The following is a 16,859-nucleotide window of genomic DNA, read 5'->3' as shown; positions in this document are numbered from 1 at the left end:
GCTCAAGCGCGACGCAGTTTGCGTTTATTCCATTGGTGCGCGACCCACCAGCGCCAATAACCCATGGTCAGGCAATAGGCCAGCGCGCCCAACACCACACCCAGTACCAGCGAGCCGAGCAGGAACGGCTGCCACAGCGTGCTCAACTGACCGCTGATCCACTCCCACGTCAGGTCGTCGGGCAGGCTGCGCGCCGGCACGTTCATCAGCCAGGCGCCGGTCATGTAGGTACACAGGAACACCACTGGCATGGTGATCGGGTTGGTCAGCCACACCAGGCTGATGGCAATCGGCATATTGCCCCGCACCGTGATCGCCAGCACCGCCGCCAAGAGCATCTGCAAGGGGATCGGGATAAACGCCGCAAACAGGCCTACCGCCATGGCGCGGGCTACCGAGTGCCGATTCAGGTGCCAGAGGTTCGGGTCATGCAGCAAGGTGCCCAGAAACTGTAATGACTTGTGTTCCCTGATACTGGTGGGGTCGGGCATGTACCGTTTGAATAAGCGCCGGGGCATAAGGGGTCCAGATCAAGTCGAGGGGCAAGTATGCGCGCATTCTATAAACAGAAAATTCAGACTTTGTGACAAAACATCATAGGCTGCGGCCGGGGGCCAGCTAAGACTGAATGGATCACGTCAAAGGAATGATCCATGAGGACAGGGATGTTCGCGCTTGCACTCGGGCTGCTTGCGCTGCGATTTCTACCCGCACTGCCGTCTGCCGGGATGCTGTTGGCCCTGGCAGTGGTGGCGTTGATGCTGCTGCCGTTTCGCACTTATCCGCTGGCGTTTTTCCTGTTCGGCTTGTGTTGGGCATGTGTGAGCGCGCAGTGGGCGCTGGATGACCGCTTGCGTCCGATGCTCGACGGCCAGACGCGTTGGCTGGAGGGGCGTGTGAGCGGGTTGCCGCAGCAGACTGACAGCGGCGTGCGTTTCGAACTGAGCGACAGCCGGTCGCGCAACGCCCGCTTGCCCGCGCGCATTCGGCTGTACTGGCACGGTGGCCCACCGGTACGCAGCGGTGAGCGTTGGCGCCTCGCGGTGACGCTTAAACGTCCGTCGGGGCTGCTCAACTTCCATGGCGTCGACCATGAAGCCTGGCTGCTCGCCCAGCGCATCGGTGCCACCGGCTCGGTAAAGGACGGCGAACGCCTGGCGCCGGCCCGCAATGCTTGGCGCGACGCGGTCCGTCAGCGCTTGATGGCGGTGGACGCCCAAGGGCGCGAGGCGGGGCTGGCGGCCCTGGTGCTGGGAGACGGCTCCGGGCTGACGGCCGACGACTGGCGTGTCTTGCAGGACACCGGCACGGTGCATTTGCTGGTCATTTCCGGCCAGCACATTGGCCTGTTGGCGGGGTTGATCTATGCGCTCGTCGCCGCTTTGGCGCGCTACGGCTGCTGGCCGCGCACCTGGCCGTGGCTGCCGTGTGCATGTGGCCTGGCGTTTACCGCGGCGTTGGGGTACGGCCTGCTGGCGGGGTTCGGCGTGCCGGTGCAGCGCGCCTGTGTAATGGTGGGGCTGGTGTTGCTGTGGCGTTTGCGTTTCCGTCATCTGGGCATCTGGTGGCCGCTGTTGCTGGCGTTCAATGGTGTGCTGATCCTTGAACCCTTGGCCAGCTTGCAGCCGGGGTTCTGGTTGTCCTTTGCGGCCGTGGCGGTACTGGGGCTGACGTTCGGCGGTCGGTTAGGCCGCTGGAGTGCTTGGCAGGCATGGACCCGTCCGCAATGGTTGATAGCCATCGGTCTTTTCCCGGTGTTACTGGTGCTGGGTTTGCCCATCAGCCTCAGTGCGCCGCTGGCCAATCTATTTGCGGTGCCGTGGATCAGCCTGGTGGTGTTGCCCCTGGCCCTGCTCGGGACGGCATTGCTGGCGGTGCCGTTCGTGGGCGCGGGCTTGTTGTGGCTGGCGGGTGGGGCGCTGGACGGCTTGTTCAACGCCCTGGCGCTGCTGGCGGGGCAATTGCCCGCGTGGATACCGGCCGAGGTGCCCATGGGCTATTGGCTGGTTAGCCTGGTCGGTGCGGTGTTGCTGTTGCTGCCCAAGGGTGTGCCGATTCGGCTGCTCGGCTGGCCGATGCTGTTGTTGGCGGTGTTCCCGCCGCGCGAGCCGGTGCCCCACGGGCAGGTGGACGTACTGCAGCTGGATGTCGGGCAGGGGCTGGCGTTGATCCTGCGCACCCGCCATCACACCTTGCTCTACGATGCCGGCCCGCGCTCCGGGGCGGTCGATCTCGGCGCGCGGGTGGTGTTGCCGTCGCTGAAGAGGCTCGGGGTAGACGCTCTGGACATGATGTTACTGAGCCATGCCGATGCCGATCATGCCGGCGGTGCGGCGGCTGTCGCCCGTGGACTGCCGATCAAACGGGTCGTCGGTGGTGAAACCGAAGGGTTGCCGGCGCTTCTCGACACTCAGCCTTGTATCAGCGGTGAACAATGGGCGTGGGACGGCGTGTCCTTTGAATTGTGGCAATGGCCAGACGCAGTTGATGGCAACCCCAAATCCTGTGTATTGCACGTACAGGCCAATGGCGAGCGCCTGCTGCTCACCGGCGATATCGATCGCGCCGCAGAGCAGGCGTTTCTGGCCTCGACCCTGGCGGTGCCGACCGATTGGCTGCAAGCCCCTCACCATGGTAGCCGCAGTTCGTCATCCTGGCCGTTTCTGCAGCGGCTGGCGCCGAAGTCGGTGCTGATTTCCCGAGGGCGCGGCAATGCGTTCGGTCATCCTCATCCACAAGTGGTGGAGCGCTATCAAGCGTTGGGAGCGCAGGTGTATGACAGCGCCGAACAGGGCGCGGTACGTTTGCGATTGGGCGCCTTCGCGCCACCGATTGTTGCGCGCAGTCAACGCCGCTTCTGGCGAGAAGCGCTACCGTAACCGCACGTTACCAATGGCCGAAGCCTGTGATCGGCGGGTCGTGGGTCGACGAGCCCCGCTGCCTGACCTATATGGTAAAGTGGCGCACTTTTTCGAGGGGACATTCACTGTGTGGGAATTGGTCAAATCCGGCGGCTGGATGATGTTGCCGATCATCTTGAGCTCCATCGCCGCACTCGGCATCGTTGCCGAACGCCTGTGGACCTTGCGCGCCAGCCGTGTCACGCCCGAGCATCTGCTGGGGCAGGTCTGGGGCTGGATCAAGAACAAGCAGCTCGACAAGCAGAAACTCAAGGAGCTGCGTGCCAATTCACCCCTGGGTGAAATTCTCGCGGCCGGGCTGGCCAACTCCAAGCATGGTCGCGAGATCATGAAAGAGTGCATCGAAGAGGCCGCCGCGCGGGTCATCCATGAGCTGGAGCGTTATATCAACGCCCTCGGCACTATCGCCGCCATGGCACCGTTGCTCGGCCTGCTGGGCACGGTACTGGGCATGATCGATATTTTCAGCTCGTTCATGGGCTCGGGCATGAGCACCAACGCCGCGGTGCTGGCCGGTGGTATCTCCAAGGCCCTGATCACCACGGCAGCGGGCCTGATGGTCGGTATTCCCTCGGTGTTCTTCCACCGTTTCCTGCAACGCCGGATCGATGAGTTGGTGGTCGGCATGGAGCAGGAAGCCATCAAACTGGTGGAAGTGGTGCAGGGCGACCGTGACGTGGACTTGGTCGGGGACAAAGCGTGAAATTTCGCCGCAAGCAACGGGAAAATGTTGATATCAACCTCGCGTCGCTGATCGACGTGGTGTTTATCCTGCTGCTGTTTTTTGTCGTGACCACCACCTTTACGCGGCAGACCCAGCTACGGGTCGATTTGCCGGAAGCGGTCAGCGGCTCGCCGGCCGAGGACCAGGAAGTCAAGCAACTGGATATCGCCATCAGTGCCGACGGCGTGTTTTCGGTGAATAACCAGTTGCTCGAGAAGAACGACCTCAACAGCCTGATGGAAGCCCTGCAGAAAGAGTCCGGTGGCGATACCAAGATGCCGCTGTCGATCAGTGCTGATGGCAAGACCCAGCACCAGGCTGTCATTACCGCGATGGACGCTGCCGGCAAGCTGGGGTTCAGCCACTTGCGCATGAGCACCGTCGAGGCGGTGAGCCAACCCTGATGGCCATGTCCGATCGCTTGCTCAAGGCCTGGTACGAAGGCCATCCGGCGCTGACGTTGCTACGGCCGCTGGAGTCGCTGTATCGCGCGGTGGTGCAGCGCAAGCGCGCGCGCTTCCTGGCGGGCGAGGGCGAGATCTACCAATCGCCGGTGCCGGTGGTGGTGGTCGGCAATATCACCGTGGGCGGGACTGGCAAGACGCCGTTGATCCTGTGGTTGATCGAGCATTGCCAGCGCAGAGGTTTGCGTGTGGGCGTGGTCAGTCGCGGGTATGGCGCGAAGCCACCGCAGTTGCCGTGGCGGGTCGAGGCCGGCCACGCTGCTGAAGTGGCTGGCGATGAACCCTTGCTGATCGTGCAGCGCTGCGGCGTCCCCTTGATGATCGACCCCGATCGCAGCCGCGCAGTGAAGACGCTGCTGGCCAGCGAAACCCTGGACCTGATCCTCTCCGACGACGGCCTGCAGCATTACCGCCTGGCTCGCGACCTTGAGCTGGTGCTGATCGACGCCGCCCGGGGCCTGGGCAATCGCCGCTGCCTGCCTGCCGGGCCGTTGCGCGAACCGGCGGAGCGCCTGAAGAGCGTGGATGCGCTGCTCTATAATGGCGCCGCGGCCGATCGCGAAGATGGTTTCGCCTTTCGTCTGCTGCCCACGGCGTTGGTCAACTTGCAAACCGGCGAACGCCAGCCGGTCGATTACTTCCCGGCGGGCCAGCAGGTGCATGCGGTCGCCGGTATCGGCAACCCGCAACGTTTCTTCAACACCCTTGAAACGCTACACTGGCAGCCGATACCCCATGCTTTTGCCGACCATGCGTCCTACAGCGCGGAAGTCTTGAATTTCACGCCATCATTGCCGCTGGTCATGACCGAGAAGGACGCGGTGAAGTGCCGCGCCTTTGCCCAGTCCGACTGGTGGTACCTTGCGGTGGATGCGGTGCCGTCGCCAGCGTTTGTCGCCTGGTTCGACATGCAACTGATGCGTCTGTTGCCCGCCCGTCTCTTGCCTTAAACGCTTCATTCCAGGAAACACTCATGGACACCAAACTGCTCGACATCCTCGCTTGCCCGATCTGCAAAGGCCCACTCAAGCTCAGCGCGGACAAGACCGAACTGATCAGCAAAGGCGCCGGCCTGGCTTACCCGATCCGTGATGGCATCCCGGTGATGCTGGAAAGCGAAGCCCGCACGCTGACCACCGACGAGCGCCTGGATAAATGACTACAGCCTTTACCGTTGTCATTCCATCGCGCTACGCCTCGACCCGCTTGCCGGGTAAACCGCTGCAACTGATCGGCAACAAGCCGATGATTCAGCTGGTGTGGGAACAAGCCTGCAAAAGCAGCGCCGAACGCGTGGTGGTGGCCACCGATGATCCGCGCATTATCGATGCGTGCAAAACCTTCGGTGCCGAAGCGGTACTGACCCGCGAAGACCATAATTCCGGCACCGACCGCCTGGCCGAAGTGGCCACACAACTTGGCCTGGCGCCTGATGCCATCGTGGTCAATGTGCAAGGTGACGAGCCGTTGATCCCGCCGCGCGTGATCGACCAGGTGGCCGCGAACCTGGCGGCCCATGGCGAAGCGCGCATGGCGACCCTGGCCGAGCCCATCGAAGACATTGAAACGCTGTTCAACCCGAACGTGGTCAAGGTGGTCAGCGACATCAACGGCCTGGCGCTGACATTCAGCCGCTCGACGTTGCCCTGGGCGCGGGATGCTTTTGCCAGGCATCCTGACCGGTTGCCAGAAGGCGTGCCGTACCGCCGTCACATCGGTATCTATGCCTACCGTGCCGGTTTCCTGCATGACTTCGTCAGTTGGGGCCCGTGCTGGCTGGAAAACACCGAATCCCTGGAACAACTGCGTGCCCTGTGGCACGGCGTGCGTATCCATGTCGGCGATGCTCTGGAAGCACCGCCTGCGGGTGTTGACACCCACGAAGACCTCGAGCGCGTCCGCCGCCTGCTGGGGGCCTGATGGAGGTTCTGTTTGTCTGCCTGGGCAACATCTGCCGCTCGCCCACCGCTGAAGGCGTATTGCGCCATAAATTGCGCGAAGCGGGTTTGGCTGGCCAGGTCGACGTGGCGTCCGCCGGCACGGGGGAATGGCATATCGGCAACCCACCGGACTCACGCAGCCAACAGGCAGCGCAGCAGCGCGGTTACGATCTGTCGGCCCAGCGTGCGCAGCAGGTCTCCCGCGCCGACTTTGCGCGTTACGACCTGATCCTGGCCATGGACCACAGCAACCTGCGTAACCTCAAAGCGATGCAGCCGGGGCAGGGCAAGGCCGAGCTCGACCTGTTCCTGCGCCGCTACGACTCTGAAGTGGACGAGGTGCCAGACCCTTACTACGAAGGCGAACAAGGCTTTGAGCGGGTCCTGGACCTGATTGAACGAGCCTGTGATTTATTGGTGATCGAATTGAAGGGGCGGTTATGACCTTGCAAGTGCTTGCGCAGGTATCGCTCAAGCCATTCAACAGCTTCGGCATCGACGTGCGTGCCCAGCTCTTCGCCGAGGCCCACAGCGACGCGGATGTTCGCGAGGCCCTGGCCTATGCCGCCGCCCAGGCAGTACCGCTGCTGGTGATCGGTGGTGGCAGCAACCTGCTGCTGACCCGGGACATTCCGGCCCTGGTATTGCGCATGGCGACCCAGGGTATTCGGGTGCTGCAGGATGACGGCCAGCATGTGGTGGTCGAGGCCGAAGCGGGCGAAGCCTGGCACCCGTTCGTACTGTGGACCCTGGAACATGGCTTCTGCGGCCTCGAAAACCTCAGCCTGATCCCCGGCACCGTGGGCGCTGCACCGATGCAAAACATCGGCGCCTACGGAGTGGAGATCAAGGATGTGTTCGCCGGCTTGACGGCCCTCGATCGCCAGACCGGCGAGTTGCGTGATTTCAGCCTGGAAGAATGCAACTTCGCCTACCGGGACAGCCTGTTCAAACACGAAACCGGACGGTGGCTGATCCTGCGGGTGCGGTTTGCCCTGAGCCGCGTCAGCCACCTCAAGCTCGACTACGGCCCCGTGCAGCAGCGCCTGGCCGGGCAGGGGATTACCGACGCCACCCCGAGCGATGTCAGCCGGGCGATCTGCGGCATCCGTCGGGAAAAACTGCCGGACCCCGCAGAACTGGGCAATGCCGGCAGCTTCTTCAAAAACCCATTGGTGTCCCAGGCGCTGGCCGCCGAGCTGCAGGGCTTGTATCCGGACTTGGTGGCCTATCCCCAGGCCGACGGGCAGATGAAACTCGCTGCCGGCTGGTTGATCGACAAGGCCGGTTGGAAGGGCTTTCGTGATGGAGATGCCGGCGTGCATAAGATGCAGGCATTGGTGCTGGTCAACTACGGCGGCGCCACCGGGCATGACATTGCCAACCTGGCGCTACGTATCCAGCAGGATATTGCCCAGCGTTTCAAGGTCGATCTGGAGATGGAGCCCAACCAGTACTGAGCCCTGAACAAAGCGCCCTGAAACAAAAATGCCCCGTATCTTGCGATACGGGGCATTTTTTGTACTGCTGGCAATCAGTCGTCGCGGCTCATGATGCCGAAGATCTGCAACAGGCTGATGAACAGGTTGTAGATCGACACATACAGGCTGATGGTCGCCATGATGTAGTTGCGCTCACCGCCGTGGATGATGGCGCTGGTCTGGAACAGGATGCACACGGAGGAGAACAGCACAAAACCTGCGCTGATCGCCAACTGCAGACCGCTGATCTGGAAGAACATGCCAGCGACCACTGCCCCCAGCAACACGAAGAAGCCGGCGGTGATGAAGCCACCCAGGAAACTCATGTCCTTGCGGGTGATCAGCACATACGCCGACAAACCACCAAACACCAGGGCTGTCATGGCAAACGCCGAGCTGACCACTTCCGCGCCGCCGGCCATGCCGAGGTAACGGTTAAGGATCGGGCCGAGGATAAAGCCCATGAAACCGGTCAAGGCAAACGCCGACACCAGGCCCCAGGCCGAGTCACGCAGCTTGTTGGTCAGGAAGAACAGACCGTAGAAGCCGATCAACACGACAAAGACATTCGGGTAGCCGACGTGCATCTGCTGCGCCATGAACGCCATCACGCCGCTGAATGCGAGGGTAAGGGCGAGCAAGCCATAGGTGTTGCGCAAGACGCGGCTGACTTCAAGCTGCTCAGCCTGCGCGTTACCATTCACTGCGTAATTCTGTTCGCGCATGGCGACACTCCTTCGGTTTTGAAACGTTCAGTCGCAAAGATCATAACAGACGCTCTGTAACAAGCGATGGCGAGAGTTTGACAGTGTGTTTCATTCGGGTATTATGGCGCCCGCTGAGACAGGATGGGCTGCTATAATCCTGTGATGCAAAAGGGAAATTGGCAGAGTGGTTGAATGCACCGGTCTTGAAAACCGGCGAACGTTAATAGCGTTCCCAGGGTTCGAATCCCTGGTTTCCCGCCAAGATTTACACGAAAGCCCCGCTGATGCGGGGCTTTTGCGTTTCTGGGGCTTGGACACTTCCGATCTTAATTTGCTCGGCGTTCCAGAACTATTATGGAAGCGTTCCATAACTTTTCTATTTTGACGGCTTCGCGGTGGCGCCGAGTCTCCTATAAACGCGCTTTGTGATTTCCTGATTGCTATGCCCCAATAGCAGGCTCGCATCGCCGATATCCACAATTTCAGACGCCGCCTTGGGTCGGATATCTCGGAATTGAAACCCGCCGATCTTTGCAGCGAGCATCGGATCTCCTTGTTCGATAGCTTTCTCGCAAGCCATCTCTCAGCAGGTGAGATCGTAGAAAATGGCGCTTCCGCTAGCGCCCGCTACGATCTTGTTGTGGCAATAAGCCATATAGGGGAGGAAGTGGGCATGAAACGGTTTATGATTTTTTCAGTGATAGCAGTGCTGGCAGGATGCTCAGGGAAAATTGTCACGTATGAGCAATCTGACTGCAAGAATGGTTGTGAGGGTGTTCCTTTTTTTCGGCTAGTTCAGGTAAAGGAGCATTACATTCAGGACAAAATCCTGAATAAAGAAGGTGAGATGCTACGTTACGCCGGCGGCGACGAAAACACTGGCTGCTTTGCGGTCCAAGTCACTGAAACGAAGCTAATCCCGGCGGCCCAGGAAAGCTATATCCGTTACGAGGCTGGATGGCTCGAAACTTCTAAATTCTCAGTAGACCTAAACGATAACGGTAGCTTGGCAAAGGTGGGCGCCGATTCGACACCCGGACTGAAGATGGCAGTGGACGCGGTGTCCACACTAGCAACCGCCTATGGGACGGTGAAGTCCGCCGATAAGTCTAAATCAAAGATTCAACTACCTTACTGCAACGCTGGCAGAGTTCCCGTGACCGGAGCCTAGTTGAACCAGTTAGGCCCAGCTCATCGCTGGGCTTTTTGCATCTGTACTTGGTTGTAGCGTACTGTATTTTCCCCTCTTTAGTATGCGGCGTGTTACCTATGTCTGATGAAGTTCGGCTTGTCGTCATCATCAATACCCAGCCAGGTCGAGGCTCGGACCAGCTCGCGGCTTTTGAAAAACTCGCTCCTTTGGTCAGGGCTGAGCAAGGGTGCATTCAATATGATATCCACCCTGTAGTCGGAAATAGCGATAGCTTTGTATTGATCGAGAAGTGGGCATCAAAAGAAGCGCTTGATGCACATGATCTCGCTCCGCATATGCTTGAGGCAGCCAAGCACAACCCGACGTTCCGTGCGGGGCCGGCTACAGTGCTGTTTTTGGAATCGGCGGTGCTTTCATCGCACTGAAGAAGGGCTGAGCTCACAACAGAAGAGCCCAGCCCCACGCAGGGCTCTTTGCATCTGGCTTTCCCAGTGCTATTTTTCCGAATTAACCCCCACACGGAGAGTGCAATGGCCCGATACTTCAAAAGTCTAGACAATGGCAAGGTTGAAGAAGTCGATGCGTTTCAGGTTCTGGCAATATTGTTCCTAGGCCCACTCTATCTTTGCTTCGCCGGCCTTTGGCGCCATTTATTGATCTGGGGTATTGCTATAGGGTTGGGGCTGTTTGCAGGCCCGCCTTGGGCAGCTATACCTATTGCTGGACTGCCAATCATCTACTGTTTTTTGATACGTAAAATTGTGGCAGATGAGTATTTGAAGAAGGGCTGGGTAGAGGTGGCTGATCCAAAGCTTGCACTCGATAAAGAAGTTCCAGACGCTTAGTCTCTTGCAGATTAGTTGCTTTGAGCCCAGCCTCGCGCTGGGCTTTTTGCTTTCTGCGGCCAGGTGCTACAGTCCCGCCAAACCAAAGAGGGAACGACATGCGAAGTGTTGTAGCGGGACTGGCGGTTATTCTGCTGGCTGGGTGTTCAAGCGTTAGCGACATCAGGAAGAATCCACCATTGCTTGAAATCGAGTCGAAGCATTCGGCTAAGGCTGTCGCCGAGTGCATCAGAGATGGGTGGCAGGCGACCGACCTGGTAGGTGGAAGCCTCGGAGGGATTTTGCAGACTTCGGGCGACCGATACACGGTGATAGCACCGAATCCTGAGAACCCATGGCATCTGGCTGACGTTGATCCGAAAGGAATAGGTTCACTTGTCCGATACCATTTTTTCCGTACCTGGCAGTCGCCATCAGACAAAATATCCGGTGTCGTGAGTGCTTGCTCTCGATGAGCGCTGTAGATATCAATGCCATCTATGGACAAGGTACGACATGCGAATTCTGATAGCGGCGCTAGCGGCAGTGCCGTTGTCACAGCAATAGCCGCTGGATCAGCATTGAAGAACGGGTATGACGCGGCCTCGGAGTCGGACAAGCCGGTAGCGGCAGCCTTGAAGGTTTTAGTGCTCACCCTCTCCACGGACTTGCTGTAGCGGTCGCCCCGGGCGTCGATGCACATGGCGCTCAGGTAGATCGGCCTGGCCAATTTTCCCCGGCGCGATGCTCTTCAGCGACGTGTAATTGATCATGCCCTGGCGGCCGCTCGGGCCGATGTTTATTCGCGGGCACGGCTGAATCATTGGGCTGATTTGCAGTCAAAAAATTAACCCTCTCAAGCAATTAGGACGTTCAAGATGAAGCGCGCAGCAATAACCCTTTTGGCCATTTCTGGTCTTATTCTGCTTGGTGGTTGCGTGCCTATCTGGGACGACGGAGGACGGTATGGGCATGATCGTTACAGAGGGGATGATCATGGGCGCAGATACGACCAGGGCTACGATGACCAAGGTCGGGGCCGTGGGTACGATCGCCGATACGATGATCGCGGGTATGATCGTTATCACGGTCGAGATCGTGATGATCGGGATGACTGATTCCTTGAGTATCAGTGGCGGCCTATAGCGTTATAGGCCGCGAATTCGTCCGCATCGGATGTCGCCCCTCCGAGTGTTGCCCGTCTACGCCGCGACAAAATCCGCTAAGGCCAGGGGCAAGGTGACACCCTGCTGTCATCACAGAGGGCTGAGCGATATCCGATACACGGCGCTGGTTGATCAGTCTTCCTGGTTCGCCTCGATCATCTTTTCGATGTCGGTGGCGATCGGCTTTCTCCAGTTTTTGATCCGGCCTGGCTTCAGGTCGATGTTCAGGATCAGGTAGTCGCCGTAATGCTGGGCGGGGAAGAGGTCCGGCACGTAGCCTTCATCGCACCCCACGAGCCTCGGCCACCTCGCAATAAGTCGCAGATAGCGAAACGCCCGCTCAGGGGTGGGATACGCATTCAGATCGGGGAGGACATCAATCGTCATGCTTGCGGCTCCAGGGGAGGGAGAAGCCAGAAGCGCAGCACAAGCAAGGGCGCGCGATCAGCCTTCGAGTCCCGCAATCCTCGCGTGACCCGAAGGGTGTTAAGCGCGCTTAGATGCGGATGATCTGGGTGATGTGCGGCTTACCTTTGAGGGGGGCGTAGATTTCTACGATTGCTGCCCAGATTGCTGGCGAACCAGGCTGCTGTGCTTTGGCGTGATAGCGATAGTTTGTGCCGGCGACGACCTGGGTCGCAACCGTCTCAGGGGTGTATTGCACCCCCACAAAGCCTTCCAAGGCTTCTTTGAATACAGCATGGTCCTTTGGAGTCAGTTCGTGGTAAGCAGTCCATCCGCCAACACCAACGTAGTTTTCTTGAGCTGACATACTATAAATCTCCATATTTAAGTTCCTACTCGTTTGGCTTTTCGGAGTTCGCCCCGTCTATTGAATGGTTTCCGGAATCCATTTCCTGAGGGTGCTCCTGGGCAACGACTGTTGGTCGCAAAACAGATTCCTGGGAAGGCACCAATGCTTAACGCTTTGGTCGGGCAGGGTCAGCCATAGGCGCGCGTGCATGCCTGAGCATTTGGCTATGGAGGATGGGGTGGCGGTCACCAGCTTCAGATCCTCTTCCCTGATAGAAACAATTCACCAATGAGTGATGATTGCCAGACGTCTACGTCTTGTCCAAGGTGGCTCTGCGCATGAGGCATGCCGCTTGATGGCTTTAAGCTATCAAATACAAGGGGAATGTATGTACGTGTTTGGCAGTGCTGGGTGTAAGGCATCGACGATTGGTGAATTCGAAAGCAGCACCTGATCCCGCAATTTTTTAACCTGGAGGGGGCCTAATCGGCGGTTATCGTTGGGCGCCACGCTCCGTTAACGGATGCAGCGAGCGGGATGAGTATTACGGAACCAAAACCTTCAATACCGTCTACATTTCAGGGAGCATTCCCTTCCGGAGAAGACCGTCATGTTTAGATCACGCACGCTTGTAGCTGCTATCTGCCTTACTTTGGCCGTTGGCTCGGTGGCTGCACTCGCAGACCCTGGCAATGGGAAAGGTCAAGGCAATGGAAAAGGCAACTCACAAGGTGGTCAAGGTCATGGCAACCAGGGTAATAAGGGGAAAGGTCCCAGCGGAGACGATTGGTCTCGCGGGCCAAGCATTGACCGGGGCAGCGTATTGGGAGTGCTCGGCGGCTACCGTGACTACTGGAGCCCAGGCCCTTCACTGCCACCCGGAATACAAAAGAACCTGGCCAGAGGGAAGCCTCTTCCTCCAGGCATCGCCAAGAAACTTGATGGTCGATTGCTGGGCAGACTTCCACATTACGACGGCTACGAATGGCAGCAGGCAGGCACGGACTTGATACTGGTCGCAATTGCTTCCGGCATAATCTACGAAGTCCTCAACGGCGCCTTCGATTAAGGCGATAACGCTTCGACGATCTATGCCAAACGCCCGCCGCCACGCGGGCGTTATTGTATCCGCGCTAAACGCGACCATGAGCAATCGCAAGGTCGGCTGCCTCAGGGGCTGATCGTAGGCTTGCTTCACGGCTACGCCAATGCACAAACACACCAAATCCATGACAGCCAAACAATCCGGCGGGTGCAATCGAACGTGCCTATCGGGAAAGATCAAGGCACATCACAACCATTCCGATTTCGGCCATGTCGGTACTGAAAGGGATTTCGCCCAGCGCCCTGAACAATTTAGGGCCAAAGGAAAAATGCCCAGAAGAGTTGGGTGTCAGCCTGCGCCAAAAAAGCAAAGCCCCGGAGGTTCGCGGCTCCAGGGCTTCTATTTTCGCCTCCATCCCTAAACGGCTGGCGAACGTGGTCGCAGATTATCAGCGGCCCCCGGATGTTTCACTACGACTATTGGCGATAGTGTTCGATCGGCAGCACGCGGGGGAGGGCGGAATGATTTCCGCAACCTTATGCGCCCCATGATCGGCGCGGGCTCCAACGCATTCAAAAGTGCCTTGGTGCGGTAATTATTAGAATCTAACGTATTGTTTTAAAAAGTTACTTTGGACTCCTGGAAGCCAGTGAGCGTTACTGGCAATTCCAGGGTTCGAATCCTGACGTACACCTTTTATGAAGGCGTTGACCCGAGTAAGAGGTTCGCCAACGTGACGAGTCCACTCGCCGCGTTACCCGATAATGTTCGAGGGGCGAAGCACCCGATGTTGCGCTGCTGATCCGGTTTGCTTTTCCAAAGCTGGGAGCCAATCTAAGCGATTAACTGCTGAACAGACCTCGCCAGGGTTGCGACATGTGCAGCCCCCGGCGAACTCGGGGATCAGCACGAAAGGCTTCGCTCAGTCGCTATGCTCGCTCCTCATTCGTATTAGCCATTTCACGACTTCGAACCACATTACGCTCAGCGCGACGATGCCAAATGCGAAAAGTAGCAGTACTGGCGCGGGTGTCACGAATGAGAACAGCTGGGTAACCGGCGGAAAAAACAGCGCTATCGCCAACATGGCCAACGTTGCGAAAGCGATCCAACTGAGCTGGGTGCCAAACGCGCCAGGCCCCACCCAGCGCGTGCGGCCCCATGACTTATTGGTATGGATCAGGGCGAGGTTGGCCAGCGCCAGGACGACGAAGGTCAGTGTTCTCGCAAGCTCATCTTGCTCAGACGCTACCGGCGCAAAGAACCTCATACCCGCATACGTCGCGAGAAGCAGTATCAGTAAGCCAATGCCCTGGCAGAGGCCGCGTATCATCACTGCGCTGTCGAACAACCGTTGCTCCTTTCGACGTGGAGGAGCCTTCATCGCATCCGGCTCAAGCGGTTCGGCCTCAAACACGACCGAGCAGGCGGGGTCGATGATCAGTTGCAAGAACAAAATGTGCGCCGGCATCAGCACCATCGGCCAGCCGAAAAGCACTGGAAGCATCGATAGGCCGACGATCGGCACGTGTACGGCCACCACAAACACAATCGCCTTGCGCAAGTTGGCGAAAATGCGGCGGCCATAGCGCACGGCGGTCACCAACGACTCGAAATCATCATTGAGCAAAACCAGCGCGGCCGCCTCGCGTGCGACCTCGGTGCCACGCGCACCCATCGCAACGCCAATATCGGCTGCCTTCAGTGCAGGCGCGTCGTTGACACCGTCGCCGGTCATGGCGACGACATCACCCTGTGCACGGAACGCGCGTACCAGGCGCAGTTTCTGCTCTGGCTGAACACGGCAGAAGATCTGCGTGGTGATCAGTCGTGCGGCCAGCTCAGAATCGTTCAGCGTGGACAGTTCGGTTCCCGTGATCACCGGCGCATCGGTGCCCAGCCCGGCCTGCCTGGCGACCGACATCGCTGTGGCCGGGTGGTCGCCCGTCATCATCACCACACGGATGCCGGCGGCCCGGCACTCGGCAATAGCCTGCGGCACATCTGGACGAATCGGATCTTCGAGCCCGACCAATCCTAGAAACCTGAAGTCGAAGTCGTGCTGTAAACCGGGCAATACCTCGGCGGCGAAGGTCGCCTGTGCGACGCCGAGAACGCGAAGCCCGTCTGCCGCCATCGCCAGCACCTGAGCCGCAATGCGCGCGCTGCGAACGGGATCCATATGGCACAAATCGACGATTGCCTCGGGCGCTCCCTTTGCAGCAATGAGTCGCTCTCGTTGATTCGGTGATTGCCACACCCGCGACATTGCCAGCATCTGGGGTGACAAGGGATAGTCGTCGATCAGCGTCCAGTCGGCGTGGAGGTGCTCGGTGAGCGCGAGCAGGCTCTGCCCGGTCTCGCCGATGGCCGACTCCATCGGGTCGAAAGCATGCCGGTGGCTGGCGAGAACCGCGTACTCAAGCACACCATGGAGCGCCTCCTGCAAAGGCGTGCCGCCGTCAGTACCGTCTCTGGCGACTTCATACTCAGCCTCCTCGGACCAAAGGCGCCTGACCGTCATTCTGTTAGCCGTCAGCGTACCGGTCTTGTCGACGCATAAGACGGTGGTCGCACCGAGCAATTCGACGGCAGGGATGCTACGCGCTAACACCTTCTCACGGGCGAGTCGCCAGGCGCCGAGGCCTAGAAAGAGCGTCAGTACAACCGGCAACTCCTCCGGTAGGATTGCCATCGCCAGCGTCAGGCCCGCCAGCATCCCATGCAGCCAGTCACCGCGCAGCAGCCCGAAAGCGATAGCGAGCGCCGCCGCCAGCGCCAGGCCTATGACAGCGACCCGCTTGACCACACGACGCGTTTGCTGTTGTGTCGGGGTGGGTTCCACCTCGATGTCTGCCAGTGACTGGCCAATCCGGCCCAGCGCGCTGCGCTCGCCTGTGGCGGTGACACGTCCCTGGGCGGTGCCGCACGTGACCAATGTGCCTGAAAATGCCTGCGCTAGGGCCGCATCCATTGGCGGCGGCGCTGGATCACCAAGTGTATGAGACTGCGGCGCGACCAGCTTGCTGACTGGCATGGATTCTCCGGTCAGCAAGGACTCATCAATTGATAGGTTGGCGCATGTTGTCAGTTGCAGGTCAGCGGGTACGCGATCGCCTTCAGCCAGCATTACAACATCGCCAACGACCAGGTCCCGCGCGGGAACGCTGCACTCTTTACCTTCCCTTAGCACTTTAGCCCTTGGGCTGGAGAGGTCCCGCAACGCATTCAGGGAGCGTTCACTGCGCCGCTGTTGGACAAAGCTGATGCTCATCACGACGAAGACAAAGCCCAGCAACATCAGGGCTTCCTGGACATCGCCCAGCACCATGTACAAAGCGCCGCACGCGACCAGCAGGAGAAACATCGGCTCGAAGGCCACGTCACACATCAGGCGCAAGGCGCTGCGTCGGCGGGAGGCGGGGAGTTCGTTCGGCCCGTCCTGCGCCAGACGTTGCTGCACCTGCGCCTCGCACAAACCCTCAAGCGGCGTCTGCGAACCTGAATGAGGTAGCTCAGCGTTCACAACGCGGCCGTTATGAGTGGGTGATCGTGATTCAAATCAAGGGGGGGCAATGGGGCAATGTGTGTCATCAGGTTCTGTACCCCCATGGCGCTGCGATATCTGCAGGCTGGCTCTATAACGATGTGATGTCCTGTCTCGAGGCTTGTAGTCGTAT

Annotated in this window: 19 protein-coding genes, 1 tRNA gene and 1 pseudogene; 15 read left to right on the top strand and 6 right to left on the bottom strand. The window is 59.3% G+C overall.

Going from position 1 to position 16,859, the window contains the following annotated elements; genetic code table 11:
• Positions 1-2: 2 nt before the first annotated feature.
• Positions 3-518, bottom strand: coding sequence for a DUF2062 domain-containing protein (locus tag JN756_RS18995; protein WP_017848016.1), 516 nt, complete (start codon positions 516-518; stop codon positions 3-5).
• Positions 519-665: 147 nt separating this feature from the next.
• Here JN756_RS18995 and JN756_RS18990 point away from each other — a divergent pair, with 147 nt between their 5' ends.
• From JN756_RS18990 to murB, 8 genes are all read left to right on the top strand, one after another.
• On the top strand, positions 666-2,879 hold the full coding sequence (locus tag JN756_RS18990; protein WP_201021174.1) for a DNA internalization-related competence protein ComEC/Rec2: 2,214 nt from the start codon (positions 666-668) through the stop codon (positions 2,877-2,879).
• 109 nt (positions 2,880-2,988) lie between these two features.
• A complete protein-coding gene (gene pocA / locus JN756_RS18985) occupies positions 2,989-3,624 on the top strand; it encodes a flagellar polar localization protein PocA (protein WP_046382924.1) in 636 nt (211 codons plus the stop codon).
• Positions 3,621-4,049 (top strand): flagellar polar localization protein PocB, encoded by a 429-nt coding sequence (pocB, locus tag JN756_RS18980; protein WP_046382925.1) that lies wholly within the window; start codon positions 3,621-3,623, stop codon positions 4,047-4,049. Before pocA ends, pocB begins: the two co-directional genes overlap by 4 nt.
• The gene (lpxK, locus tag JN756_RS18975) at positions 4,049-5,059 is read left to right on the top strand and encodes a tetraacyldisaccharide 4'-kinase (RefSeq protein ID WP_046382926.1); all 1,011 of its coding nucleotides are present in this window, start codon (positions 4,049-4,051) and stop codon (positions 5,057-5,059) included. Before pocB ends, lpxK begins: the two co-directional genes overlap by 1 nt.
• 23 nt (positions 5,060-5,082) lie before the next feature.
• A complete protein-coding gene (locus JN756_RS18970) occupies positions 5,083-5,268 on the top strand; it encodes a Trm112 family protein (RefSeq protein WP_003174668.1) in 186 nt (61 codons plus the stop codon).
• Positions 5,265-6,029, top strand: coding sequence for a 3-deoxy-manno-octulosonate cytidylyltransferase (kdsB, locus tag JN756_RS18965; protein ID WP_017848011.1), 765 nt, complete (start codon positions 5,265-5,267; stop codon positions 6,027-6,029). Before JN756_RS18970 ends, kdsB begins: the two co-directional genes overlap by 4 nt.
• Entirely contained in the window at positions 6,029-6,493 is a 465-nt protein-coding gene (locus tag JN756_RS18960; protein ID WP_108525115.1) for a low molecular weight protein-tyrosine-phosphatase, read from the top strand. Before kdsB ends, JN756_RS18960 begins: the two co-directional genes overlap by 1 nt.
• Positions 6,490-7,509: a UDP-N-acetylmuramate dehydrogenase gene (murB, locus tag JN756_RS18955; protein WP_017848009.1), complete on the top strand. Its 1,020-nt coding sequence runs from the start codon at positions 6,490-6,492 to the stop codon at positions 7,507-7,509. The genes JN756_RS18960 and murB overlap by 4 nt, the downstream gene beginning before the upstream one ends.
• A 74-nt stretch (positions 7,510-7,583) precedes the next feature.
• Here murB and JN756_RS18950 read toward each other — a convergent pair whose 3' ends face one another.
• Entirely contained in the window at positions 7,584-8,255 is a 672-nt protein-coding gene (locus tag JN756_RS18950; protein ID WP_057004407.1) for a Bax inhibitor-1/YccA family protein, read from the bottom strand.
• 152 nt (positions 8,256-8,407) lie between these two features.
• Between JN756_RS18950 and JN756_RS18945 the strand changes: the two genes are divergently transcribed.
• Positions 8,408-8,498, top strand: a tRNA-Ser gene (locus JN756_RS18945).
• 115 nt (positions 8,499-8,613) lie between these two features.
• Here the strand turns inward: JN756_RS18945 and JN756_RS18940 are convergent.
• Positions 8,614-8,820: pseudogene (locus tag JN756_RS18940) on the bottom strand (site-specific integrase); the annotation flags it as partial.
• On the opposite strand from JN756_RS18940, the gene JN756_RS18935 reads away from it, so the two are divergent.
• The 4 genes from JN756_RS18935 to JN756_RS18920 all read left to right on the top strand — a co-directional run bounded on the left by JN756_RS18935 (position 8,752) and on the right by JN756_RS18920 (position 11,360).
• Positions 8,752-9,408 (top strand): hypothetical protein, encoded by a 657-nt coding sequence (locus JN756_RS18935; RefSeq protein WP_158276048.1) that lies wholly within the window; start codon positions 8,752-8,754, stop codon positions 9,406-9,408. The pseudogene JN756_RS18940 and the gene JN756_RS18935 sit on opposite strands and share 69 nt — an antisense overlap.
• 98 nt (positions 9,409-9,506) lie before the next feature.
• Positions 9,507-9,815 carry a putative quinol monooxygenase gene (locus JN756_RS18930; protein WP_057004405.1) on the top strand — a complete coding sequence of 103 codons (309 nt, stop codon included), beginning with the start codon at positions 9,507-9,509 and terminating at the stop codon, positions 9,813-9,815.
• Between the two features lie 105 nt (positions 9,816-9,920).
• A complete protein-coding gene (locus JN756_RS18925; RefSeq protein ID WP_046383008.1) occupies positions 9,921-10,235 on the top strand; it encodes a hypothetical protein in 315 nt (104 codons plus the stop codon).
• 945 nt (positions 10,236-11,180) lie between these two features.
• The gene (locus JN756_RS18920) at positions 11,181-11,360 is read left to right on the top strand and encodes a hypothetical protein (protein WP_057004404.1); all 180 of its coding nucleotides are present in this window, start codon (positions 11,181-11,183) and stop codon (positions 11,358-11,360) included.
• Between the two features lie 152 nt (positions 11,361-11,512).
• Here the strand turns inward: JN756_RS18920 and JN756_RS18915 are convergent, their stop codons facing one another.
• Together JN756_RS18915 and JN756_RS18910 are read right to left on the bottom strand one after the other, a co-directional pair.
• Positions 11,513-11,767, bottom strand: a complete 255-nt coding sequence (locus tag JN756_RS18915) for a hypothetical protein (protein ID WP_057004403.1) — start codon at positions 11,765-11,767, stop codon at positions 11,513-11,515.
• Between the two features lie 109 nt (positions 11,768-11,876).
• Complete coding sequence (locus JN756_RS18910) at positions 11,877-12,152, bottom strand: hypothetical protein (RefSeq protein WP_046385245.1); 276 nt, start codon at positions 12,150-12,152, stop codon at positions 11,877-11,879.
• A gap of 592 nt (positions 12,153-12,744) precedes the next feature.
• On the opposite strand from JN756_RS18910, the gene JN756_RS18905 reads away from it, so the two are divergent.
• Positions 12,745-13,203, top strand: a complete 459-nt coding sequence (locus JN756_RS18905) for an anti-virulence regulator CigR family protein (RefSeq protein ID WP_081610141.1) — start codon at positions 12,745-12,747, stop codon at positions 13,201-13,203.
• A 245-nt stretch (positions 13,204-13,448) separates the two neighbouring features.
• Positions 13,449-13,730 (top strand): hypothetical protein, encoded by a 282-nt coding sequence (locus JN756_RS18900; RefSeq protein WP_156422907.1) that lies wholly within the window; start codon positions 13,449-13,451, stop codon positions 13,728-13,730.
• 371 nt (positions 13,731-14,101) lie between these two features.
• On the opposite strand, the gene JN756_RS18895 is transcribed toward JN756_RS18900, so the two are convergent.
• Positions 14,102-16,705, bottom strand: a complete 2,604-nt coding sequence (locus tag JN756_RS18895) for a cation-translocating P-type ATPase (RefSeq protein ID WP_126588335.1) — start codon at positions 16,703-16,705, stop codon at positions 14,102-14,104.
• Between the last annotated feature and the right edge of the window lie 154 nt (positions 16,706-16,859).

Source organism: Pseudomonas sp. Y39-6 (assembly GCF_023651955.1).
GTDB classification, from domain to species: Bacteria; Pseudomonadota; Gammaproteobacteria; order Pseudomonadales; family Pseudomonadaceae; genus Aquipseudomonas; species Aquipseudomonas veronii.
Note: the sequence above shows the minus strand (reverse complement) of the source record. Positions and strands in the feature narration are given on the sequence as shown.